This is a genomic window from Streptomyces macrosporus (assembly GCF_039533145.1).
Lineage (GTDB): Bacteria > Actinomycetota > Actinomycetes > Streptomycetales > Streptomycetaceae > Streptomyces > Streptomyces macrosporus.
Genome location: NZ_BAAASZ010000027.1, coordinates 140763 through 163476 on the forward strand (window position 1 = coordinate 140763; position 22714 = coordinate 163476).

Here is a 22714-nt window from a genome sequence, read left to right on the forward strand (position 1 = left end):
GGCGGCGGGCCGCAGCCCGGCCCGGCGCCGCACCGTCTCCACCGCGGCGGCGTCCAGCAGCGCCGTGACCGAGCCGCCCGGCGGGGTGCGCCGCTCGGCGCCCAGCAGCGCGGCGCCCACCAACTCGCCCCAGCTCATGCGGCACCTCCTCCGACATCCGTCACGGTGAGCGGGATCGCCGTGTCCGACCAGGCGGTGTACGGGGTGAAGCCCCGAGGCCCGCACTCCCCGAAGACCGTGACCGGCCCGCCGCCCGACACGGCGGCGATCCGCCACATCCGGGCGCGCGTCCCCTCCGACACGGCCACCGGCAGCGCCGAGTCGCCCTCGGCGTCGGCCAGCTGCCAGCCCTCGCCGACCGGTACGGGCACCACGTCGGCCAGGACCACCGGCCAGCCCTCCAGCCAGGGGTCGCCGCACAGCGCGACCCCGTAGGCGGCCAGCGCGTCGTGGACCCCCACCCCCGGGGGGACGCCGCCCGGCTCCGGCGCCGCGTGGCGCTTGCCGAGGGCGGCGCGCAGCGGTCGTGCGCCCGGGTAGTAGGCGAGGTCGGCGTCCATCGAGGAGCCGACCGGCAGCGCGAGCTCCGGCGCCCGTCCGGCCGCCCCGAAGGACAGCAGCAGCGCCGGCCGCCCGGTGCGCAGCCCGTGCAGCCAGGTCCGGCGGGCCGTCAGCCGGCCCTCCTCGCTGTCGTACCGGCCCAGCACCAGCCAGTGGTCGCGCACCACCGCGTCGCGGTCGGCGAGGACCTCGGCCGCCTCCACGGTGAGCCCCACCCGGGACCGCACGGTCGCGGCCAGCGGCTCCGGCAGCCCGTCGATCCCCAGGAATCCCCGGTCGAGCAGGTGCAGCAGCGCGCACTCCTCCAGCAGCCGGGACGGCCACCCCGGGCCGGAGCCGGGGACCGACCCCAGCTCCCGCACCCGCGAGGCCAGCCCCGGCGCCTGGGCGTCCACCATGCGCCGGGCCATCTCGTCCCAGACGGCGTACCCCGACTGTTCGGCGCCGGCCAGGCCACCGCGCAGCAGGTCCTCCAGACGCCGCTCCAGCTCGGTGGCGCCCGCCGCGATCCGCGCGGCCCGCCGTTCGAGCCGCCGGCGCGCCGCCTCCGGGTCGGCGGGGGCCGCCGCTCGCTCCCCGTCGCGGGCGGCGGCCTTCCCGAACTTCTCCTCCTCCCGACGCCGGCGTCCGCTCAGCCAGGACTCGGCCCACTCCGGCACGGACTCCGGCGCCTCCGGCACCGTCTCGACGTCCCCCGACCACAGCAGGAGCAGCGCCAGCGCGTGTTTGCAGGGGAACTTCCGGCTGGGGCAGCTGCACCGGTACCCCGGAGCGCTGCCGCCGGCGACGTCCACCACCGTCTGGTACGGCCTGCTTCCACTGCCCTTGCACCGCCCCCACACCGCGCCCCGCCCCGCTCCGGCGTCGGACCAGGGCCCGGGCGCGGCCAGTTCGGCCCCCGCCTTGCGAGACGCCGCGTCAGGCGCGAGCGCCAGCACCTGCTCCGCCGTCCAGCGGGATTCCCCCGTGCTCATGTGTCCTCGGCCCTCCCCACACGGACGCGTGGTTTTCGTCGCAGTTGCTCTCACAGACCGGAATCACGAGATCGCTCTCTGTGCGATGCAGCATGTGGACGACCGTACGAGCCACCACTGACAATCTTCCTCGCACCGCTCTGACCTGCGTGAACGTCACGCCGGTCCGGATTGTCAGTGGTGCCGTGCAAGGTGATGGGCGAAACGCGCCAAGCCGCCTGCGAGGGGGAGACCGTGACCGTCACCAACAGCGCACCGGCCGCTCTGCGGCCCCACGCCGAGGACGCCTTCGCCGAGGAGTTGAAGGCCCTCGCCGCCGTGGACGACCGGCCGCGCCCGGAACGGTGGAGGCTGTCGCCGTGGGCCGTCGCCACCTACCTGCTCGGCGGCACGCTGCCGGACGGCACGGTGATCAGCCCCAAGTACGTCGGCCCGCGCCGCATCGTCGAGGTGGCCGTCACCACGCTGGCCACCGACCGGGCCCTGCTGCTGCTCGGGGTGCCCGGCACCGCCAAGACGTGGGTCTCCGAGCACCTGGCGGCGGCCGTCAGCGGCGACTCCACCCTGCTGGTGCAGGGCACGGCGGGAACGGCCGAGGAGGCCATCCGCTACGGCTGGAACTACGCGCGGCTCCTGGCGAACGGCCCCAGCCGCGAGGCCCTGGTGCCCAGCCCCGTCATGCGGGCCATGGCCGACGGCATGATCGCCCGGGTCGAGGAGCTGACCCGCATCCCGGCCGACGTGCAGGACACCCTGATCACCATCCTGTCGGAGAAGACGCTGCCGATCCCGGAGCTGGGCGAGGAGGTCCAGGCCGTCCGCGGCTTCAACCTGATCGCCACCGCCAACGACCGGGACAAGGGCGTCAACGAGCTGTCCAGCGCCCTGCGCCGCCGCTTCAACACGGTGGTGCTGCCGTTGCCCGAGACGCCCGAGGCCGAGGTGGAGATCGTGGCGCGGCGCGTGGAGCAGATCGGCCGCTCGCTGGACCTGCCGGCCGTCCCCGACGGCATCGACGAGATCCGCCGCGTCGTCACGGTCTTCCGCGAGCTGCGGGACGGGGTCACCACCGACGGCCGCACCAGGCTCAAGTCGCCCTCGGGCACCCTGTCGACGGCCGAGGCCATCTCGGTGGTCACCGGGGGCCTGGCCCTGGCCGCCCACTTCGGCGACGGGGTGCTGCGCGCGGGCGACGTGGCCGCGGGCATCCTCGGCGCCGTCGTGCGCGACCCGGCCGCCGACCGGGTGATCTGGCAGGAGTACCTGGAGGCGGTCGTCCGCGAGCGCGAGGGCTGGAAGGACTTCTACCGCGCCTGCCGCGAGGTGAGCGCGTGACGGCCGTGGAGGGCGCGGGCCCGCTGCTGCTGGGCGTGCGCCACCACGGTCCCGGGTCGGCGCGGGCGGTGCTGGCGGCGCTGGAGGCCCGCGAGCCGGAGGTGCTGCTCGTGGAGGGGCCGCCGGAGGCCGACGCGGTGGTGGCGCTGGCGGCGCGCGAGGAGATGCGTCCGCCCGTCGCGCTGCTGGCCCACGTGGTGGACGAGCCGGGCCGGGCGGCGTTCTGGCCGCTGGCGGAGTTCTCCCCGGAGTGGGTCGCCATCCGCTGGGCGCTGGCCCGCGGGGTGCCGGTGCGGTTCTTCGACCTGCCCGCCGCCCACGCGCTGCTGCTGGAGACCGGGACCACCGGCGGTGACGGCGGTGACGGCGGCGGTGACGGCGGCGGTGGCGACAGCGCTGACGGCGGCGGCGACGGGGAGCCCGAGCCGGACGGGGTGCGCGTCGACCCGCTGCGGGTGCTCGCCGAGACGGCCGGCCACGACGACCCCGAGCGCTGGTGGGAGGACGTCGTGGAGCACCGCGGCGGCCTCTCCGCCGACCCCTGCGCGCCCTTCGCCGTCCTCGCCGACGCCATGGCCGCCCTGCGCGAGACGCACGGCGACTCCCCCGGCGGCACGGGCCACCGGCGCGACGCGGTGCGCGAGGCCCACATGCGGCTGCGGCTGCGGGAGGCCCGCAAGGAGTTCGGCGACGGTGGCGTGGCCGTCGTCTGCGGCGCCTGGCACGTGCCCGCGCTCACCGCGAGGACGACCGTCGCCGCCGACCGGCACCTCCTCAAGGGGCTGCCGAAGGCGAAGACCGAGATCACCTGGGTGCCGTGGACCCACGAGCGGCTCGCGCGGCACAGCGGCTACGGCGCCGGGATCACCTCGCCGGGCTGGTACGGGCACCTGTTCTCCGCGCCCGACCGGCCCGTGGAGCGGTGGGTGACCAAGGTCGCCCGGCTGCTGCGCGAGGAGGACCACGCCGTGTCGTCGGCGCACGTCATCGAGGCGGTCCGGCTGGCGGACACCCTCGCCGCCCTGCGCGGGCGTCCGCTCCCCGGCCTGGGCGAGACGATCGACGCGGTGCGGGCCGTGATGTGCGAGGGCTCGGACGTCCCGCTCGCCCTCGTCCACGACCGGCTGGTCGTCGGCGACGTCCTGGGCGAGGTGCCCGAGGACGCGCCGGCCGTGCCCCTCCAGCGGGACCTGGACCGCACCCGGAAGTCGCTGCGCCTGAAGCCCGAGGCCGGCGAGCGCGAGCTGGAGCTCGACCTGCGCGGGGAGAACGACGCCGCCCGCAGCAGACTGCTGCACCGGCTGCGGCTGCTCGGCGTCGACTGGGGCGAGCCGGCGCGCGACCGGACGAGCGGCACCGGCACCTTCCGGGAGACCTGGCGGCTGTGCTGGCGGCCCGAGCTGTCGGTGCGGGTCGCCGAGGCGGGGGTGTGGGGCACCACCGTGCTCGGGGCGGCCACCGCCAAGGCCGAGGCGCTGGCCCGCGACGCCGAGACGCTGGTCGAGGTCACCGAACTGGCCGAACGGTGCCTGCTCGCCGGACTCGGCGACGCCCTGCCCGCGGTGATGCGGGCCCTGGCCGACCGCGCCGCCCTCGACGCCGACGTCGGCCACCTCGCCCAGGCCCTGCCCGCGCTGGTGCGCTCCGTCCGCTACGGCGACGTGCGCGGCACGGACGCCGCCGCGCTGCGCGAGGTCGCCGAGGGGATCGCCGAGCGGGTGTGCGTCGGACTGCCGCCCGCCTGCGCCGGGCTCGACGCCGAGGGGGCGGCCGAGATGCGCGGCCACGTGGACGCCGCGCACCGGGCGATCGTCCTGCTGGAACGCGAGGAGTCGCTCACCCGCTGGCGGGCGGTGCTGCGCACCCTCGCCGAGCGCGACCGCGTCCCCGGGCTGGTCCGGGGCCGCTGCGCCCGGCTGCTGCTGGACGACGGCCGGCTCGGGGACGACGAGGCGGCCCGGCTGATGGGCCTCGCCCTCTCCCCGGGCACCGAACCCGCGGACGCGGCGGCTTGGGTCGAGGGGTTCCTGGCGGGCGGCGGCATGCTCCTCGTCCACGACGAACGGCTGCTGGGCCTGGTGGACGCCTGGCTGACCGGGATACCGGGGGAGTCCTTCACGGACGTCCTGCCGCTGCTGCGCCGCACGTTCGCCGCGTACGAGCCGGGAGTGCGGCGCACGGTGGGCGAACTGGTCCGGCGCGGCCCGGCGGCGGGCCCGGGCGGGTCGGGCGGGCCGGGCGCGGCGGAGTGGGAGACGGCCGCCGGCTTCGGGGCGGGACTCGACGGGGAGAGGGCCGACGCCGTACTGCCGACCCTGCGGCTGCTGCTGGGGACGCATCCGGCCGGCACGGCAGCCACCGACACCACGGAGGAGCGGGCCGGAGCGGCCCGGAAGGCGGTGACCGCACGATGAGCGACCCGACCACGGCACAGGCCGCACCGGCCGAGACGGCTCCGCGGGAGCGCGCGGCGGACGAGCGGCTGCGGCGCTGGCGGCTGGTCCTCGGCGGGGAGGAGGCCGACGGCACCGGCCGCGCGCTGACCGGACGGGACGCGGCCATGGACCGCACCCTCGCCGCCCTCTACGGGGGTGGGGGCGGCGAGGGCGGTCGGAACGACCGCTCGGGGCGGCGGTCCGCCGGACTGGGCGCGTCGGCGCCGAGCGTGGCCCGCTGGCTGGGCGACATCCGCACCTACTTCCCCACCTCCGTCGTCCAGGTGATGCAGCGGGACGCCATCGACCGGCTGGGCCTGTCCGCGCTGCTGCTGGAGCCGGAGATGCTGGAGGCGGTGGAGCCGGACGTCCACCTGGTCGGGACGCTGCTCTCGCTCAACAAGGCGATGCCCGAGACCAGCCGGGAGACCGCCCGCGCGGTCGTCCGCACGGTCGTGGAGAAGCTGGAGCGCAGGCTCGCCACCCGGACGAGGTCGACGCTGACGGGGGCCCTGGACCGGTCCGCGAAGGTCCACCGCCCCCGCCACCGGGACATCGACTGGGACCGCACCATCCGGGCCAACCTGAAGAACTACCTGCCCGAGTACCGGACGGTCGTGCCCGAGCGGCTCGTCGGCCACGGCCGGGCCTCCCGGGCGGTGAAGAAGGACGTCGTCCTCTGCATCGACCAGTCCGGCTCCATGGCCGCCTCGGTCGTCTACGCCTCCGTCTTCGGCGCCGTGCTGGCCTCGATGCGGTCGATCTCCACCCGGCTGGTCGTCTTCGACACCTCCGTCGTCGACCTCACCGACCAGCTCGACGACCCGGTCGACGTGCTGTTCGGCACCCGGCTCGGCGGCGGCACCGACATCAACCGGGCGCTCGCCTACTGCCAGTCGCGCATCACCCGGCCCGCCGAGACCGTCGTCGTCCTCATCAGCGACCTCTACGAGGGCGGCATACGCGACGAGATGCTCAAGCGGGTCGCCGCGATGAAGAGCGCGGGCGTGCAGTTCGTGACGCTGCTGGCGCTCTCCGACGAGGGCGCCCCCGCCTACGACCGCGAGCACGCCGCGGCGCTGGCCGCGCTCGGCGCGCCGGCCTTCGCCTGCACCCCCGACCACTTCCCCGAGGTGATGGCGGCGGCGATCGAGAAGCGGCCCCTGCCGATACCCGCGGAGTGATCGCCCGGGGAACGTTGTGAACGGCCGGTGACGGAATTCGGAGACCTCGCGAAAACATTCCGGCTGCGCAAGGAATTGATCGGACCTCGAAACGGGGTTTCCCGGCCCTTTCTCGAATATCCGCGTCCCGGCTCCGCCGGGACGCGGATATTCGAGGAGTATTCGGACGATCACGCAGTGTCGCGAGCCGTGTGTCGGTCGGTGCGGCCGGGGCGCCGTCGGACGCCGTGCTCGGAAAACTTTCACACCGTGTGCGACCGGTGTTCTCCCCATTTCTCCACAGCTCGACATACCCGACATGTTCCTCGGGGAGTTCTGCGGAGAACATCCGGTTCGTCCTGCGGAGAATGCGGTATGCGGAGGCCCGTCGTCCGCATCCGTGAAGAAAGTGAAACCATTTGAAGAGGGAAACAGGCGGCCCGCGGCTCGAATTGTGGCAATGTCCTGGTAAAGCCTTCGGGGGATTGGCCAGACAAGTCGCGGACGTGTTTTCATCTTGCCCACCACGGCGGTCGAGCGAATGGTGACCGGGTTTCGGGTGTCGGACTGCCGTGGGAGTGGCCGGTGCGCTTCGCGGCGAATCCGCCCACGGCTTTGGAACATTCCGATGAACGAAGGGAAAGTCCCTCATGCGTGAGGACCTCGAGACCCGCGAGATCGACGACGCCGAGCTGGACGCCGTCTCCGGCGGTGTCGTCAGCATCTCCGGCGGTGTGGCCGGTGCCGTGCTCGCCGACGTCAACGGTGCCGTCGGTGCCGTGACCTCCCTCAACACGGTCCAGGCCGCGACGGGCATCGCCGGCGCGGTCCCGGGCAGCGTCAGCGGCATCACCGGTGTGCAGACCAACGCCGGTGTCGCCGGTCTCTGACCGCCACACCCGCACCGGGCTCTCCCCCCGGACGCCGTACGGTTCCGCGGACACGCGCCGCGGGACCCCGAACCCCGGAGCTCCCCCTGGTTCCGGGGTTCACGGCTGTCCGGGTCCCGTGCCGGATCGGCCGTCGGGCGGCGTCCGCGTGCGGCGGCGCCGCCCCCGGACGCCACCCCGGACGCGGCCCCGAGGGGCACTCTTCCCCGGGGCCCCGTCCGGAGGCACTCCCGGCCGACCCGGAGCAACGCAGTCGAAGGAGCGGTTCCGTGCAGTTCCGTGAGAAGGCGCTCTCCAAGCTGCAGTCGCCGGAGGAACTCGACCTGCCCGTGCGCTTCGCGCGCCCACAGGGCCGGCTCGTCCTGGCCGTCACGGTCGTCGTCATGCTCCTCGCGGGCCACTGGGCCGTCACCGGATCGGTGTCCGCCAAGCTGAGCGCGCCGGGCATCCTCACCCACCCCCGGGGCAGCTACGTCCTGCAGAGCCCGATCGCCGGGCAGGTCACCGAGGTCCTCGCCGAGGAGGGGCGGCTGGTCCCCCCGAACGCGCCCCTGCTGAAGGTCCGCACCGACCAGGGCCACCGGGCCGTGCGCGCGCCGGCCGGCGGCCGGGTGACGGCACTGCTCGCCGGCGTCGGATCGGTCGTCGAGACCGGCGCGGACGTGGCGACCGTGGAGCGCGTGGAGGGCCCGGACGACCCGCTGGTGGCCATGGTCTACGTGCCCGCCGACAGCGGAGCGACGATCCCCGAGGGCGCCCGGGTCGACCTGACCGTCCAGTCCGTCCCCCAACCGGAGTACGGGGTGCTGCGCGGCCGTGTCGCCCAGGTCGGCCGCACCCCCCAGACGCGGCGGCAGATCGGTGCCTTCCTGGGCGACGAGGCGCTCGCCGAGCGGTTCACCCGCCAGGGCGACCCCGTCGCGGTGCTCGTGAGGCTGGAGCGCTCCGAGAGCACCGAGTCCGGCTACGCCTGGTCCTCCGCGGACGGGCCCCCGTACGCCGTCGACTCCAGGACACCGGTCACCGGTGCCGTCCACCTCCCCGCCCAGCGCCCCGTCGAATGGCTCCTCCCATGACCGTGTCGCAGGACTCCGCCCGTACCCGCCCCCACCGGCTTCCGCCCGCCGGCCACCGACGCCGACGCTCCGGCTCCCGCGGTTCCGAGCCCGTCCCGCGCGGCAGGACGCCCCGGGCCGTGCGCACCCCCACCGTGCTCCAGATGGAGGCGGTGGAGTGCGGCGCCGCCGCCCTGGCCATGGTCCTCGGCCACTACGGCCGCTTCGTCCCGCTGGAGGAGCTGCGCGTCGCCTGCGGCGTCTCCCGCGACGGCTCCCGCGCCGGCAACATCCTCAAGGCCGCCCGCGGCTACGGGCTGAAGGCCAAGGGCATGCAGATGGGCCTGGCCGCGCTCGCCGAGGTGCGGCCCCCGGCCATCCTGTTCTGGGAGTTCAACCACTACGTCGTCTACGACGGCATGGGCCGCCGCCTCGGACGCCGCGGCGTGCACGTCAACGACCCCGGCAGGGGACGGCGGTTCGTGCCGCTGGAGGAGTTCGACACCAGCTTCACCGGGGTCGTGCTCACCTTCGAGCCCGGCGAGGGGTTCCGCCGCGGCGGACGCAGACCCGGTGTCATGGGCGCCCTGCCGTCCCGCCTGCGCGGCACCCGGGGCACCCTGTCCGCCGTCGTGCTCTCCAGCCTCCTGCTGGTGGCCGTCGGCGCGGCGGTCCCCGCGCTGAGCCGCACGTACATCGACACGTTCCTCATCGGGGGGCAGAGCTCCCTGCTGGGCGTGCTCTTCGCGTCGATGGCGACCGCCCTGGTGCTCACCGCCACCCTCACCGCGCTGCAACAGGCCAACCTGCTGCGCGGGCACATCATCTCCTCGACGCTGGGCAGCGCCCGCTTCCTGCGGCACCTGCTCAGACTCCCGGTCGCCTTCTTCACCCAGCGCAGCCCGGCCGATCTGGTCCAGCGCCTCCAGTCCAACGACACGGTCGCCGAGACCCTCGCCCGGGACCTGGCCGCCGCGGGCGTGGACGCCGTGGTGGTGGCGCTCTACGCGGCGCTGCTGTGGACGTACGACCCGCAGCTCACCCTCGTCGGGGTGTCGGTCGCGCTGTTCAACGTGGTCGCCATGCGCGTGGTGATCCGGCTGAGGGCCACCGGCACCCAGAAGCTGCGCGCCGACAGCGCCCGCCTGACCAACACCTCCTACAGCGGGCTGCAACTCATCGAGACGATGAAGGCCACCGGCGGCGAGCAGGGCTTCTTCCGCCGCTGGGCCGGGCAGCACGCGGTCACCCTCGACGTGCAGCAGCGGCTGGGGGTGCCCAGCGCGTGGCTGGCGGTCGTCGCGCCCACCCTGGCCACGATCAACAGCGCGCTGATCCTGATGATCGGCGGTCTGCGGGCGGTGGAGGGGCATCTGACGGTCGGTCTGCTCGTCGCCTTCCAGACGCTGATGACCGGTTTCACCGCGCCCATCACCCGCCTCAACGGCGTGGCGGGACGGATCCAGGACTTCGCGGCCGACCTCGCCCGGCTGAAGGACGTCGAGAACTTCCCCGTCGACCCGGCCCTCGCGCGGCGCGACCCCGCCCCCACCGCCCGCCGCCTCACGGGCCACGTGGAGCTGGAGAACGTCACCTTCGGCTACAGCCCCCTGGACCCCCCGCTGCTGAAGGGCTTCTCGCTCTCGGTCGGCCCCGGGCAGCAGGTGGCGCTCGTCGGCGGCTCCGGCAGCGGCAAGTCCACCGTCTCCCGGCTGATATCCGGCCTCCACACCCCGTGGGAGGGGACCATCCGCATCGACGGGATGCGGCTGGAGGACATTCCGCGCAGCGTGCTGGCGGCCTCCGTGGCCTTCGTCGACCAGGACGTGTTCCTCTTCGAGGGCACCGTCCGCGACAACGTCGCGCTGTGGGACCCCTCCATCCCGGACGAGGCCGTCGTCGCCGCCCTGAAGGACGCCGCCGTCCACGACGTGGTCGCCCGTCGGCCCGGCGGCATCCGCAGCCGCGTCGAGCAGGGCGGCCGCAACTTCTCCGGCGGGCAGCGCCAACGGCTGGAGATCGCCCGGGCGTTGGTGCGCCGTCCCAGCGTCCTGGTCCTGGACGAGGTGACCAGCGCCCTGGACGCGGTGACCGAGCAGACCATCATCGACAACCTGCGCCGCCGCGGCTGCGCCTGCGTGGTCATCGCCCACCGGCTGAGCACGGTGCGCGACAGCGACGAGATCGTCGTGCTCGACCGGGGCACCGTCGTGGAGCGCGGCCGGCACGACCACCTGGTCGCCGCGGGAGGGCCGTACGCCGAGCTGGTCAGGGAGCGCTGAGATGACCTCCCCTCCGTACCACCCCACGCCGTACCACTCCACGGACGTCGGCGCCCGGCCCGGCCCGGTGCCCGATCCCGTCGTCGCGGCCCTGGGCGGGCTGGGGACGGCGATCGACTGCACGGACGTGCGCAGCCTGTCCCTGGAGGGCCCGCACGTGCTGTGGCTCGTCGCGGACGGCGCCCTGGACCTGTTCGCCACCGGTGTCGCGCGGCCGGGCCCGTGGCACTTCCTGGGCCGGCTGGAGACGGGCACGCTGCTGCTGGGCCCGGTCGAGGGCCCCGAGCACACCCTGGTCGGCCGGCCCCTGCGGGGGTGCCGGCTGCACCGCATCGAACTGCGCGAACTGTGGCGCCCGGGGCCGGGTCCGGGGACGTCCCCGGACGACACCTGGGGGAGCGGCGTCTGGGCGGGGCAGTACGCCGGACAGCCCGGACCCCCCGGACACCACCCCGGATACCTCAGCCCGTTGGAGGACGCCTTCGCGCGCGGCATCGGCCGCGGCCTGCGGGTGCTCTACCAGGCACCGTCGGGCGGTCCGGCCACCGTCGAACAGGCCGCCGGGCAGGCCGCCGGGTGGGACGGGGCCGACGACGACATCCTGTGGATGCAGATCGTCCCCGGCAGCGTGCAGTACGGCGCCGTGTACGACGCCTCCGCGGCCGGCGCCCTCCTGGTCGACGCGGCGATGTGGCAGGGCATGGTCGACCAGCAGTACCGGCTGCTGTACGCCCTGGACCGCTGGATCGAGCAGCTCGAACGCACCCACGAGGACCGCACGGCGGCCGGCATCCGGGCCGGCGAGGCCGCCCGCGCCCAGGCGGACCGGACGCTGCTGGCCTCCATCGGCCGCGGCGAGGAGTCCCTCCCCCGGACCGCGTCCGGGGGGAGCTCCGGGCACGCGGACGACGACGCGACCTTCGCCGCGTGCCGGCTGGTGGCCCGGAAGGCGGGCATCACCCTCACCGAACCGGGGAAGGCAGGCCCCGTCCCCGACCGGGCGGACCCGATCGAGCGCATCGCCCTCGCCTCGCGGGTCCGCACCCGCACCGTCAGGCTCGGCGGGCGCTGGTGGCAGGAGGACGTCGGCCCCCTGGTGGGCCGGCGCCGGAAGGACGGGGCGCCGGTCGCGCTGCTGTGGCGGCGCGGCGGGTACGAGGCCGTCGACCCGACCACCGGCCGGCGCGAACGCGTGGGCCGGGGCGAGGGGGCCGACGTCGAGCCGACCGCCGTCATGTTCTACCGTCCGCTGCCCGACCGGCCGCTGGGCCCGCTCGGCCTGTTGCGCTTCGGCGTGCGCGGCACCCGCGCGGAACTGCGCGGGCTGTTCCTGGGCGGGCTGGTCACGGTCGCCCTGGGCGCGCTGGTGCCCATCGCCACCGGCCGGGTGCTCGGCGAGTACGTGCCGAACGCCGAGAACGGCCTCATCGTGCAGACCGCCCTGGCGCTCATCGCGGCCGGCGTCGTCTCGGGCGCCTTCATGCTGATGCAGAACGTCTCCATCCTGCGCCTGGAGGGCCGCATCGAGGCCACCTTGCAGCCCGCGGTGTGGGACCGGCTCCTGCGGCTGCCGACGACGTTCTTCGCGGGCCGCTCCACCGGCGAACTGGCCGGTGCGGCCATGGGCGTCAGCGCCATCCGCCGCGCGCTGTCCGGCATCGGCGCGGTGGCCCTGCAGTCGGTCACCGTCGGGACGGTCAACCTCGTGCTGCTGCTCGTCCACAGCGTGCCGATGGCGCTGGCGGCGATCGCCGTGCTGCTGGTCGTCGCCGCGGTCTTCCTGGCCCTGGGGCTGTGGCAACTGCGCTACCAGAGACAGCTCGTCAGGCTCGGCCACCGGCTCGACAACCAGGTGTTCCAGACCCTGCGCGGACTGCCCAAGCTGCGCGTCGCCGCGGCCGAGAGCTTCGCCTACGCCGCCTGGGCGCGGGAGTTCGCCCGCACCCGCGAACTACAGCGGCGCATCGGCCGGATCAGGAACGCCGTCGCGGTGCTCAACGCGGTCTACCTGCCGCTGTGCACGCTCCTGATGTTCGTGCTGCTGGCCGGCCCGGCCCGCGGCACCATGTCCGCCGCGGCGTTCCTCACCTTCAACACCGCCGTGACGATGATGCTCTCCTCGGCCACGCAGCTCACCGGCGCGCTCATCTCGGCCGCCGCCGTGCTGCCGATGTTCGAGCAGCTCCGGCCGGTGCTGCGGGAGGTGCCGGAGGTGAGCGGCGGCGACGTCCCGCCGGGCGAGCTGAGCGGCGACATCGAGGTGCGGAACCTGTCCTACCGGTACACCGACGACGGTCCGCTGGTCCTCGACGACGTCTCCTTCCGGGTGCGTCCGGGCGAGTTCGTCGCGATCGTCGGGGCCAGCGGCTGCGGCAAGTCGACGCTGCTGCGGCTGCTCGTCGGCTTCGACGGGCCGACCTCCGGCAGCGTGCTCTACGACGGCCAGGACCTGGCGGCGCTCGACCGGGCGGCCGTGCGCCGCCAGTGCGGTGTCGTGCTGCAGAACGCCCAGCCGCTGAGCGGCTCGATCCTGGAGTGCATCTGCGGCGCGGAGACCTTCTCCGTCGAGGAGGTGTGGGAGGCGGCCGAGATGGCGGGCCTGGCCGAGGACATCAGGGCCATGCCCATGGGTCTGCACACCGTGCTGTCCGACGGGGGCGGCACCGTCTCGGGCGGCCAGCGCCAGCGGCTGATGATCGCGCAGGCCCTGATCCGCAAGCCGCGCGTCCTCTTCTTCGACGAGGCCACCAGCGCGCTGGACAACGAGACCCAGAGCGTGGTCATGGAATCCACCCGGGCCCTGCGCTGCACCCGCGTGGTGATCGCCCACCGGCTGTCCACGATCATGGACGCGGACCGGGTGATCGTCATGGCGGAGGGGCGGATCGTCCAGCAGGGCACCCCCGCCGAGCTGCTCGCCGACACCGGCGGCCTCTTCCACGAGCTGGTCCGCCGACAGATCGGATGAGCCCGGCCGCCCCGCGTCCCGGACGACTCCGGCGATCGCGGATTCCCTCCTCCTCCCTCCTCACCGGGGTCTCACCCCCCCGCCGTGAGGGGGCACCCGTCTGTGACCGTTGTCACCGCTCCGGTGTGAGCCGCGATTTATGCAGGGCACACCGACGGGACTAACCTGCAAGGCGGACATGCCGCGCGCCTCCGCAGACGTCGCGGCCACGCGGCACGCCCACACGCTGACAACGAACCGCGATACCACTACTAGGGACGGACGCGCGTGGACCTGTTCGAGTACCAGGCGAGGGATCTCTTCGCCAAGCATGACGTGCCGGTGCTGGCCGGTGAAGTCATCGACACGCCTGAGGCGGCGCGTGAGGTGGCCGAGCGACTCGGCGGTCGCGCGGTCGTCAAAGCGCAGGTCAAGACCGGCGGTCGAGGCAAGGCCGGCGGTGTGAAGCTGGCTTCCGACCCGGAGGACGCGGTCGAGAAGGCCCGGCAGATCCTCGGCATGGACATCAAGGGCCACACGGTCCACAAGGTGATGCTGGCCCAGACCGCGGACATCGCGGAGGAGTACTACGTCTCCTTCCTGCTGGACCGTGCCAACCGCACCTTCCTCGCCATGGCGTCCGTCGAGGGCGGCATGGACATCGAGGAGGTCGCGGCCACCAAGCCCGAGGCCCTGGCCAAGATCCCGGTGGACGCCTCCGAGGGACTCACCGAGGCCAAGGCCCGTGAGATCGTCGAGGCCGCGAAGTTCCCGGCCGAGGTCGCCGACCAGGTGGCCGAGGTCCTGCAGAAGCTGTGGACGGTCTTCGTCAAGGAGGACGCCCTCCTCGTCGAGGTGAACCCGCTGGTCAAGACCGGCGACGGCAAGATCGTCGCGCTGGACGGCAAGGTGTCCCTGGACGCCAACGCCGAGTTCCGCCAGCCCGACCACGCCGCCCTGGAGGACAAGGCCGCGGCCAACCCGCTGGAGGCCGCCGCCAAGGCCAAGGGCCTGAACTACGTCAAGCTCGACGGACAGGTCGGCATCATCGGCAACGGCGCGGGCCTCGTCATGAGCACCCTGGACGTCGTGGCCTACGCCGGTGAGAAGCACGGTGGCGTCAAGCCCGCCAACTTCCTCGACATCGGCGGCGGCGCCTCCGCCGAGGTGATGGCCAACGGTCTGGAGATCATCCTCGGCGACCCGGACGTGAAGTCCGTCTTCGTCAACGTCTTCGGCGGCATCACCGCCTGCGACGCCGTCGCCAACGGCATCGTCCAGGCCCTGGAGCTGCTGAAGTCCAAGGGCGAGGAGGTCACCAAGCCGCTGGTGGTGCGCCTCGACGGCAACAACGCGGAGCTGGGGCGCAAGATCCTGACCGACGCCGACCACCCGCTGGTGCAGCAGGTGGACACCATGGACGGCGCGGCCGAGCGCGCCGCCGAGCTGGCCGCGAAGTAACGAGGGACGAGGAAACCGAACACACCATGGCTATCTTCCTCACCAAGGAGAGCAAGGTCATCGTCCAGGGGATGACCGGTTCCGAGGGTCAGAAGCACACCCGGCGCATGCTGGCCTCCGGCACCAACATCGTCGGCGGCGTGAACCCGCGCAAGGCGGGCACGAGCGTCGACTTCGACGGCACCGAGGTACCCGTCTACGGCACCGTCAAGGAGGCCATCGAGGCCACCGGCGCCGACGTCACCGTCATCTTCGTCCCGGAGAAGTTCACCAAGAGCGCGGTCGTCGAGGCCATCGACGCCGAGATCCCGCTCGCCGTGGTGATCACCGAGGGCATCGCCGTCCACGACACCGCCGAGTTCTGGGCGTACGCGTGCGCCAAGGGCAACAAGACCCGCATCATCGGTCCGAACTGCCCCGGCCTGATCACCCCCGGCCAGTCCAACGCGGGCATCATCCCGGCCGACATCACCAAGCCGGGCCGCATCGGCCTGGTCTCGAAGTCCGGCACGCTGACGTACCAGATGATGTACGAGCTGCGCGACATCGGCTTCTCCACCTGCGTCGGCATCGGCGGCGACCCGATCATCGGCACCACCCACATCGACGCCCTCAAGGCGTTCGAGGAGGACCCCGACACCGACCTGATCGTGATGATCGGCGAGATCGGCGGCGACGCCGAGGAGCGGGCCGCGGAGTACATCAAGGCCAACGTCACCAAGCCGGTCGTCGGCTACGTCGCGGGCTTCACCGCCCCGGAGGGCAAGACCATGGGCCACGCCGGCGCCATCGTCTCCGGCTCCTCCGGCACCGCCCAGGCGAAGAAGGAGGCCCTGGAGGCCGCGGGCGTGAAGGTCGGCAAGACCCCGTCCGAGACCGCCCGGCTGGCGCGCGAGGTGCTCGCCGGCTGACGCCGTACCGCCGTTCCACGCGGGCCCGCGCCTCTCGGGGGGCGCGGGCCCGCGGCCGTCCCGACCCGGTCCGACCCGGTCCGGCTCGGCTCGGTTCGGTTCGGCTCCGCGCCGCCGGTTCCGGGGAGCCGCCGGTTCCGGGCCGTTCCCGTCTCAGCCGTCCCCGTCGTCCCTCCCGGCGTCCGCCGGCCCCCGGTCCGGGGAGTGGACGGAGACGGTCGGCGCCGCCTCCCGCGGCGCGTACCCCTCGGAGCCGGTGACCGCCGTGACCGCCGTCACCGCCACCACCAGCGCGGTCAGGCCGAGCGCCGCGCCCGTGCGGCGCCGGGCCGACCGCTCGCCGCCGTCGCGCACCGTGCGGGCGGGCGGGGCCTCGGGCACGGGCCGGGCGGCCACCAGGCCCTCCAGCAGCGAGCGGATCATCTCCCGGCGCGGTCCGGGCGCGACGCGGGTCAGCTCGGGCACGCACTCGGCCAGGGCCTCGCGCGCGTGCATCAGCCGTCCGGCCGTGGCCGGGGTGCTCGCCTCGCTCTCGGCGGCCGTCTCCGGCAGCCCCAGCCCGAGCCCGTCGTGGAGGAGCAGCGTCCGGCGGTAGGAGGGCGGCAGGCGCAGCAGCGCCTCCAGCAACTCCCGGTCGTCCTCCCGCGTGCCGTCCGCCCCGTCGTCCTGGACGTCCAGGGGCGTGCGACGGCGGGGGAGGAGGCGCTGCCAGGGCGCGAGCGCGTGGTCGTGCGCCACCGCCCGCACCCAGCCCGCCGGGTCGCGGTCCACGGCCACCTCGGGCCACCGCTCCCAGGCCAGCCGGAAGGCGTGCGTCACGGCCCGCTCGGCCCGCCGCCAGTCGCCGGTGAGCAGGAACGCCTGCCGCAGCAGCGGCGTCACCTGCCGCTCGTACAGCAGGTCGAACGCCTCGGCCGGTCCGCTCGCCGTCGTGGGGTCGGGGACGGACGGGGCGGACGCGGGCCGAGGCGCGCGTTCGGGCGCCCGCTCCGGAGCGGGCGCGGAATCGGGGCTGGGGCCGGGGGCGGGGATGGAGACTGTCTCGGTCACGCCGCCCGCCTTCCGTGGATCACCTGGAACGTCTGTACGAACTCCGTACGGATGCCCTGTGTGAAAAAGTCCATAACGTATTGTGTGCGACACATCGGTCGTTTCTCTGCTACCGGCGCGAACCGGGCGTTGTTGGCAGCATGTCGCCGTGCAATCCGTGACCCGCCACGACGCGACGCCCCCCGCACCGCTCCCCCCGTCTCCCGCGCCGCTCCGCCCTCCGTCCGTCCCGTCCCGGGAGCGTCTGCTGGACGGCGCGACGGCCGCCGGACTGGGACTGGCCGGGATCACCGTCGTCGTCCTGCTGCTCTGGATCACCTCCCCCTACCCCGACGGCGGACCCGGCGGAGCCCTCCACATCGCCGCCGACCTGTGGCTGATGGCACACGGTGCCCCGCTGGTCCGCACCGAAACCCTCGGCGGCGTCCCCGCGCCCGTCGGACTGACCCCGCTGCTGCCGTGCGCCCTGCCGCTGTGGCTGCTCCACCGCACGGCCCGCGGCGCGGTCCGCGGCGGGGCGGACGGCGGCCGGCCGTGGCGGGCCGTGGGCTGGATCGGCGCCGGATACCTGCTGGTCGCGGCGGCCGTCACCGGCTACGCCGGCTCCGGCCCGATCCGGGTCGACCCGCTGGGCGCCGCGCTGCGCGTGCCCCTCGTGGTGATCGCGGCGGTCGCGGCCGGAGGCTGGACGGGGCTGGGCCGGCCCGTGGTCCCGCCCGACCGGGCGCGGCGCGTGGCGGCCCGCGTACCGCCGGCCGTACGGCCGGCGCTCACCCGGACCGGACTCTCCGCGGCGCTGCGCGGCGCCGCCGCGGCGACCGCCGCGCTGTGCGCCGGAGGCGCGCTGCTGACGGCGGGCGCCCTGCTGTGGCACGTGGCCACCGGGCAGCGGGCCGCCTTCCCGCCGCTCGCCCCCACCTGGTCGGGGTACGCCTCCGTCCTGCTGCTCTCCCTGGCCCTGGTGCCGAACGCGGCCGTCTGGGGCGCCGCCTGGAGCCTCGGCCCCGGCTTCACGCTGGGCGGGGGCGGCACGGTGGCACCGGCCGCCGTGACCGACCTGCCGCGCCTGCCGGACTTCCCGCTGCTGGCCGCGGTCCCCACGGAGGGCCAGGGCACCCCCCTGACCTGGGCGCTGGCGGTCTCGGTGCCGCTGACGGCCGGGCTGGTCGCGGCGTGGGGCGTGGCGTGCGCGGCCGTGCCCGAGCGGGGCCGGTGCGCGCTGGACCGGTGGTCGACCGCGTGCGCGGCCGGGCTGGCGGCGTGCGGCTGCGGGGCGGCCATGGCACTGCTGGCCGGCTGGGCGGGCGGGCCGCTGGGCACGGGGGCCCTGGCGCACGTCGGCCCCGCCTGGTCGGCGACCGGGGCGGCCGCGCTGGGCTGGACCGCGGTCCTCGGCGTGCCGGGGGCCCTCGTCCTGCGCGCCTGGCGCCTGAGGCCGCCCCGGCCGTGACGTTCCGAGCCCGACGCCCCGGATGGCGCCTCCGCGCCTCCGTGCGGTGCTTCGAGCGACGCCGCCCCGGCCGTGGGCGCCCACGGCCGGGGCGCGCGCGTCACTCCGTCCCGGGCTCGCCGAAGAGCGGACGCAGCTCCTCGGGAAGGTGCCGCTCGCACGCCTCGCGGGAGGAGTTGGTGAGGGCGTCCTCCACGCAGACGAAGTAGTCGCGGTAGACGATCTGCACCGAGAACTGCGCCCCGATGACCGCCAGCGCGACCAGGCCCGTGACCAGCCCGCTCACCGCCGCGGTCGTGGGCGGCCGGTGACCGCGTCCGCCGGCCGGGGGCTCCGCCGCGCTCGGCGAGGCCGTGCCGGCCACGTCCCCGGCCGTGGCCCGGGCCCCGCCGGACTCCGTGCCCGGCTTGGCGCGCAGCGAGCCGATGCCCCAGTACACGGCCAGGGCGCCCAGCGGGGTCGCCACCCACGGGAAGCCGAAGAGGGCGAAGAAGAAGCCCCACATGCCGGCGAGGAGGGCGTACCGCGCCCGCCGCTGGACCGGATCGGTCGGGTCCCAGCGCATTCCGCCCGGCCCGCCGCCCCGGGTGTCGGACCCCTCCGGACGGCCGCTCCCGCCGAAGCCGCCGTTGTCGCGGCGCGGCTGGCGGCTGCTCCACCGGCCGCCCCAGTCGGGCGGGGAGCCCTCGGGCCGCTTCCCGTCGCCGTCGCGCTCCTCGCCCGAGGCGGCGGAGCCGTTCGGGAGGCGGGGACGCCACGGCTGCTCCGGGCGGTCCTCGGGCGGCGGGGCGAAGGGGTTGTCGTCCGCGGCGTCGCGGGAGTTCCGGAAGGTTCGGGCGTCCCGTACGGCCGGGTCGGAGAGGGCCCCGGGGAAGGCGCCGGAGGGAGACCACCGCTGCCGGAGCGGGACCGAGACGGTGCCGGTCGGGATGCCGGTCTGAGGTGCGGGAGCCGCGCGGCGGCGTCGGTCCGTCATGTGGTCTGTGTCTTCCCCTTTGGTGTCGTTCCGGCGCGATGCGGACGCTCCGGCTCCGCCTCCTGCCGTATCACGGTTGCGTATCCAGACGCTACCGGGCCGTCGTCCCCCCGTCCCGAGGGGGGCGGCCGGTGTGCCGGTATCGTTGCTGACGGTCGGCCGCTTCGTAGGGTTCCCCGGAAACCGCCACCCCATGAACTCGTACGACCACACAAAGCCGCACCGCCCGCATCCGAGAAAGAGCCTCGTCGTGGCTTCCGCTTCCCACTCGTCCGTCTCCCACTCCCCGGCCCGCGTCGTGGTTCTCGTGTCGGGTTCCGGTACGAACCTCCAGGCACTGCTCGACGCCGTCGCCGAGGCGGGACCGGCCGCCTACGGCGCCGAGATCGTCGCCGTGGGCGCCGACCGCGACGGCATCGCCGGGCTGGAGCGCGCCGAACGCGCCGGACTGCCGACCTTCGTGTGCCGGGTGCGGGACCACCAGACCCGGGACGCCTGGGACCGCGCGCTGGCCGAGGCCACCGCCGCCCACGACCCCGACCTGGTGGTCTCCGCCGGCTTCATGAAGATCGTGGGCAAGGAGTTCCTGGCCCGGTTCGGCGGACGCTTCGTCAACACCCACCCCGCCCTGCTCCCCGGTTTTCCCGGCGCCCACGGCGTGCGCGACGCGCTCGCGTACGGCGTGAAGGTCACCGGGTGCACCGTCCACTTCGTCGACGACGGCGTCGACACCGGCCCGATCATCGCCCAGGGCGTGGTCGAGGTGCGGGACACGGACGACGAATCCACGCTCCACGAGCGCATCAAGGACGTCGAGCGACGGCTGCTCGTCGACACCGTGGGACGGCTCGCCCGCCACGGCTACCGCATCGAGGGAAGAAAGGTCATTCTCGGTCATGACTGAAGGCTCTGAGGGCACCAGGCGCCCGGTCCGCCGTGCGCTGGTCAGCGTCTACGACAAGACGGGTCTGGAGGAGCTGGCCCGCGGCCTGGACGCGGCGGGCGTGCGGATCGTCTCGACCGGCTCGACGGCCGCGCGGATCGCCGCGGCGGGCGTGGACGTCACCCCGGTGGAGGAACTGACCGGGTTCCCCGAGTGCCTGGACGGACGGGTGAAGACGCTGCACCCGCGGGTGCACGCGGGCATCCTCGCCGACCTGCGGCTGGAGGACCACCGTCGGCAGCTCGAGGAGCTGGACGTGGAGCCCTTCGACCTCGTCGTCGTCAACCTCTACCCCTTCCGGGAGACCGTCGCCTCCGGCGCCTCCCCGGACGAGTGCGTGGAGCAGATCGACATCGGCGGCCCCTCGATGGTCCGCGCCGCCGCCAAGAACCACCCGTCGGTGGCCGTCGTCGTCAACCCCGACCGCTACGGCGAGGTGCTCAAGGCCGTCGAGGAGGGCGGCTTCGACCTCGCCGCCCGCAAGCGGCTGGCCGCCGAGGCGTTCGCCCACACCGCGGCGTACGACGTGGCCGTCGCCTCCTGGTTCGCCGGCGACTACGCCCCGGCCGACGACTCCGGCTTCCCGGAGTTCCTGGGCTCCGCCTACGAGCGCCGCAGCGTGCTGCGCTACGGGGAGAACCCGCACCAGCCCGCCGCCCTCTACGGCGACGGCAGCGGCGGGCTCGCCGACGCCGAGCAGCTGCACGGCAAGGAGATGTCCTACAACAACTACACGGACACCGAGGCCGCGCGGCGGGCCGCCTACGACCACGCCGAGCCGTGCGTGGCGATCATCAAGCACGCCAACCCCTGCGGCATCGCGATCGGCGCGGACGTCGCCGAGGCCCACCGCAAGGCCCACGCCTGCGACCCGCTGTCGGCCTTCGGCGGCGTGATCGCCGTCAACCGGCCGGTGTCGGTGGCGATGGCCGAGCAGGTCGCCGAGGTCTTCACCGAGGTCGTCGTCGCCCCCGACTACGAGGACGGGGCGCTGGAGGTGCTGACCCGGAAGAAGAACATCCGCGTGCTGCGCTGCCCCGAGGCGCCGACCGCGCCGGTGGAGTACAAGCCGATCGACGGCGGCGCGCTGCTCCAGGTCGCCGACCGCCTCCAGGCCGCCGGCGACGACCCGGCGACCTGGACCCTGGCCGCGGGCGAGGCGCTGGACGAGGCGGAGCTGGCCGAGCTGGCCTTCGCCTGGCGCGCCTGCCGGGCGGTCAAGTCCAACGCGATCCTGCTGGCCAAGGACGGCGCCACGGTCGGCGTCGGCATGGGCCAGGTCAACCGCGTGGACTCCGCCCGGCTGGCCGTCCAGCGCGCCGGCGAGGAGCGGGCCCGCGGCTCGTACGCGGCCTCGGACGCCTTCTTCCCCTTCCCCGACGGTCTGGAGGTCCTGACGGCCGCCGGTGTGCGGGCCGTGGTCCAGCCGGGCGGTTCGGTCCGCGACGAGCAGGTGATCGAGGCGGCGAAGGCGGCGGGCGTGACGATGTACCTCACCGGGACGCGGCACTTCTTCCACTGAGCCCCCACCGGGCCCGTACGGCCCCGAACGCGCCGAAGGCCGCACCCCGCCGGACTCACCCGGCGGAGTGCGGCCTTCCGCCGCCGGGCCCGACGCGCGGCGCGCGGCCGGACCGGGTGCCTCAGGTCCGCACGCGGTTGAACCACGCCGCCGACTCGCCCGAGGACAGCAGCACGATGCAGACGATGCCGAGGACGATCCACAGCAGTCCGAGCGGGAGCGCGGCGAGACCGATCAGGATCAGGACGGCGGACCAGACGATGGACCCCAGCCGCAGGCCGTTCCCGCCCTGCGGGAACTTCGCGGCCAGCACCAGGCCGACGATCGCGTGGACCAGGAACACGGCGAACAGCGTGTAGTAGGCGCCGGTGCCGACGCCCAGGTCGCCGTAGACGTCCTCCAACTCGTTCTGCGCCGCGGCGAAGGTGACGATGGCCAGCAGCGAGAAGAGGGCCTGGAGGCCGCCGACGATGAAGAAGATCGTCCGGGACGAGTTGACCTTGCTCGGCGCCGCTCCGGGCGGCCCGCCGCCCGGGCCGCCGTACGGATCGGGGGGCGGGGCCTGCGGGTGGCCGTAGGGCTGTCCGTAGGACTGGCCCTGGCCCTGTCCCTGGGGCGGGCCGGGCGGCTGGGAGGAGGGCTCGCCGTACGGGTTCTTCCGGTACGGGTCGTTCGGGGTGTTCGGGTCGGAGCTGCTCATGGCGGGTTCCTCCGGACGGTCGATGCGGTGACCGGACGCCGAGGGCCGCGCCGAGGTCG

General features: G+C 74.5%; 15 protein-coding genes and 2 pseudogenes. 12 read left to right on the forward strand and 5 right to left on the reverse strand.

Features of this window, described 5'->3' with window-relative positions; all coding sequences use genetic code 11:
• A pseudogene (locus ABD335_RS30860) lies at nt 1–420 on the reverse strand (hypothetical protein); the annotation flags it as partial.
• Between the two features lie 854 nt (nt 421–1274).
• Nucleotides 1275–1535: pseudogene (locus ABD335_RS30865) on the reverse strand (SWIM zinc finger family protein); the annotation flags it as partial.
• 195 nt (nt 1536–1730) lie between these two features.
• On the opposite strand from ABD335_RS30865, the gene ABD335_RS19795 reads away from it, so the two are divergent.
• The 9 genes from ABD335_RS19795 to sucD all read left to right on the forward strand — a co-directional run bounded on the left by ABD335_RS19795 (nt 1731) and on the right by sucD (nt 16014).
• Complete coding sequence (locus ABD335_RS19795; RefSeq protein ID WP_344325121.1) at nt 1731–2870, forward strand: ATP-binding protein; 1140 nt, start codon at nt 1731–1733, stop codon at nt 2868–2870.
• A complete protein-coding gene (locus tag ABD335_RS19800; RefSeq protein WP_344325124.1) occupies nt 2867–5284 on the forward strand; it encodes a DUF5682 family protein in 2418 nt (805 codons plus the stop codon). The genes ABD335_RS19795 and ABD335_RS19800 overlap by 4 nt, the downstream gene beginning before the upstream one ends.
• Nucleotides 5281–6489, forward strand: a complete 1209-nt coding sequence (locus tag ABD335_RS19805) for a VWA domain-containing protein (protein WP_344325127.1) — start codon at nt 5281–5283, stop codon at nt 6487–6489. Before ABD335_RS19800 ends, ABD335_RS19805 begins: the two co-directional genes overlap by 4 nt.
• Before the next feature lie 629 nt (nt 6490–7118).
• Entirely contained in the window at nt 7119–7358 is a 240-nt protein-coding gene (locus ABD335_RS19810; RefSeq protein ID WP_344325130.1) for a hypothetical protein, read from the forward strand.
• Nucleotides 7359–7627: 269 nt separating this feature from the next.
• Nucleotides 7628–8434: a biotin/lipoyl-containing protein gene (locus ABD335_RS19815; RefSeq protein ID WP_344325133.1), complete on the forward strand. Its 807-nt coding sequence runs from the start codon at nt 7628–7630 to the stop codon at nt 8432–8434.
• Complete coding sequence (locus ABD335_RS19820; RefSeq protein ID WP_344325136.1) at nt 8431–10695, forward strand: NHLP family bacteriocin export ABC transporter peptidase/permease/ATPase subunit; 2265 nt, start codon at nt 8431–8433, stop codon at nt 10693–10695. The genes ABD335_RS19815 and ABD335_RS19820 overlap by 4 nt, the downstream gene beginning before the upstream one ends.
• Nucleotide 10696: 1 nt before the next feature.
• Nucleotides 10697–13663 (forward strand): NHLP bacteriocin export ABC transporter permease/ATPase subunit, encoded by a 2967-nt coding sequence (locus ABD335_RS19825; protein ID WP_344325139.1) that lies wholly within the window; start codon nt 10697–10699, stop codon nt 13661–13663.
• A gap of 267 nt (nt 13664–13930) precedes the next feature.
• Nucleotides 13931–15103, forward strand: a complete 1173-nt coding sequence (sucC, locus tag ABD335_RS19830) for an ADP-forming succinate--CoA ligase subunit beta (protein ID WP_344325142.1) — start codon at nt 13931–13933, stop codon at nt 15101–15103.
• A gap of 26 nt (nt 15104–15129) precedes the next feature.
• Nucleotides 15130–16014: a succinate--CoA ligase subunit alpha gene (gene sucD / locus ABD335_RS19835; protein ID WP_344325144.1), complete on the forward strand. Its 885-nt coding sequence runs from the start codon at nt 15130–15132 to the stop codon at nt 16012–16014.
• A 153-nt stretch (nt 16015–16167) separates the two neighbouring features.
• On the opposite strand, the gene ABD335_RS19840 is transcribed toward sucD, so the two are convergent.
• Entirely contained in the window at nt 16168–17064 is an 897-nt protein-coding gene (locus ABD335_RS19840; RefSeq protein WP_344325146.1) for a hypothetical protein, read from the reverse strand.
• Between the two features lie 148 nt (nt 17065–17212).
• On the opposite strand from ABD335_RS19840, the gene ABD335_RS19845 reads away from it, so the two are divergent.
• Nucleotides 17213–18514, forward strand: coding sequence for a cell division protein PerM (locus ABD335_RS19845; RefSeq protein WP_344325149.1), 1302 nt, complete (start codon nt 17213–17215; stop codon nt 18512–18514).
• Between the two features lie 100 nt (nt 18515–18614).
• Here ABD335_RS19845 and ABD335_RS19850 read toward each other — a convergent pair whose 3' ends face one another.
• Nucleotides 18615–19490: a chromosomal replication initiator protein DnaA gene (locus tag ABD335_RS19850; RefSeq protein ID WP_344325151.1), complete on the reverse strand. Its 876-nt coding sequence runs from the start codon at nt 19488–19490 to the stop codon at nt 18615–18617.
• Nucleotides 19491–19683: 193 nt separating this feature from the next.
• On the opposite strand from ABD335_RS19850, the gene purN reads away from it, so the two are divergent.
• Complete coding sequence (gene purN / locus ABD335_RS19855) at nt 19684–20394, forward strand: phosphoribosylglycinamide formyltransferase (protein WP_425583683.1); 711 nt, start codon at nt 19684–19686, stop codon at nt 20392–20394.
• Complete coding sequence (gene purH, locus ABD335_RS19860) at nt 20387–21955, forward strand: bifunctional phosphoribosylaminoimidazolecarboxamide formyltransferase/IMP cyclohydrolase (protein ID WP_344325155.1); 1569 nt, start codon at nt 20387–20389, stop codon at nt 21953–21955. The genes purN and purH overlap by 8 nt, the downstream gene beginning before the upstream one ends.
• Nucleotides 21956–22076: 121 nt before the next feature.
• Here the strand turns inward: purH and ABD335_RS19865 are convergent.
• On the reverse strand, nt 22077–22714 hold a 638-nt coding region (locus ABD335_RS19865), incomplete at its 5' end, for a hypothetical protein (RefSeq protein ID WP_344325157.1).

What these genes read in the sequence shown, in the direction of transcription:
- ABD335_RS19795 (WP_344325121.1), top strand. Translation starts at nt 1,731, where the DNA reads ATGGGCGAAACGCGCCAAGCCGCCTGCGAGGGGGAGACCGTGACCGTC.
- ABD335_RS19805 (WP_344325127.1), top strand. Translation starts at nt 5,281, where the DNA reads ATGAGCGACCCGACCACGGCACAGGCCGCACCGGCCGAGACGGCTCCG.
- ABD335_RS19810 (WP_344325130.1), top strand. Translation starts at nt 7,119, where the DNA reads ATGCGTGAGGACCTCGAGACCCGCGAGATCGACGACGCCGAGCTGGAC.
- ABD335_RS19820 (WP_344325136.1), top strand. Translation starts at nt 8,431, where the DNA reads ATGACCGTGTCGCAGGACTCCGCCCGTACCCGCCCCCACCGGCTTCCG.
- ABD335_RS19825 (WP_344325139.1), top strand. Translation starts at nt 10,697, where the DNA reads ATGACCTCCCCTCCGTACCACCCCACGCCGTACCACTCCACGGACGTC.
- sucD (WP_344325144.1), top strand. Translation starts at nt 15,130, where the DNA reads ATGGCTATCTTCCTCACCAAGGAGAGCAAGGTCATCGTCCAGGGGATG.
- ABD335_RS19850 (WP_344325151.1), bottom strand. Translation starts at nt 19,490, where the DNA reads ATGACGGACCGACGCCGCCGCGCGGCTCCCGCACCTCAGACCGGCATC.
- purN (WP_425583683.1), top strand. Translation starts at nt 19,684, where the DNA reads ATGAACTCGTACGACCACACAAAGCCGCACCGCCCGCATCCGAGAAAG.
- purH (WP_344325155.1), top strand. Translation starts at nt 20,387, where the DNA reads ATGACTGAAGGCTCTGAGGGCACCAGGCGCCCGGTCCGCCGTGCGCTG.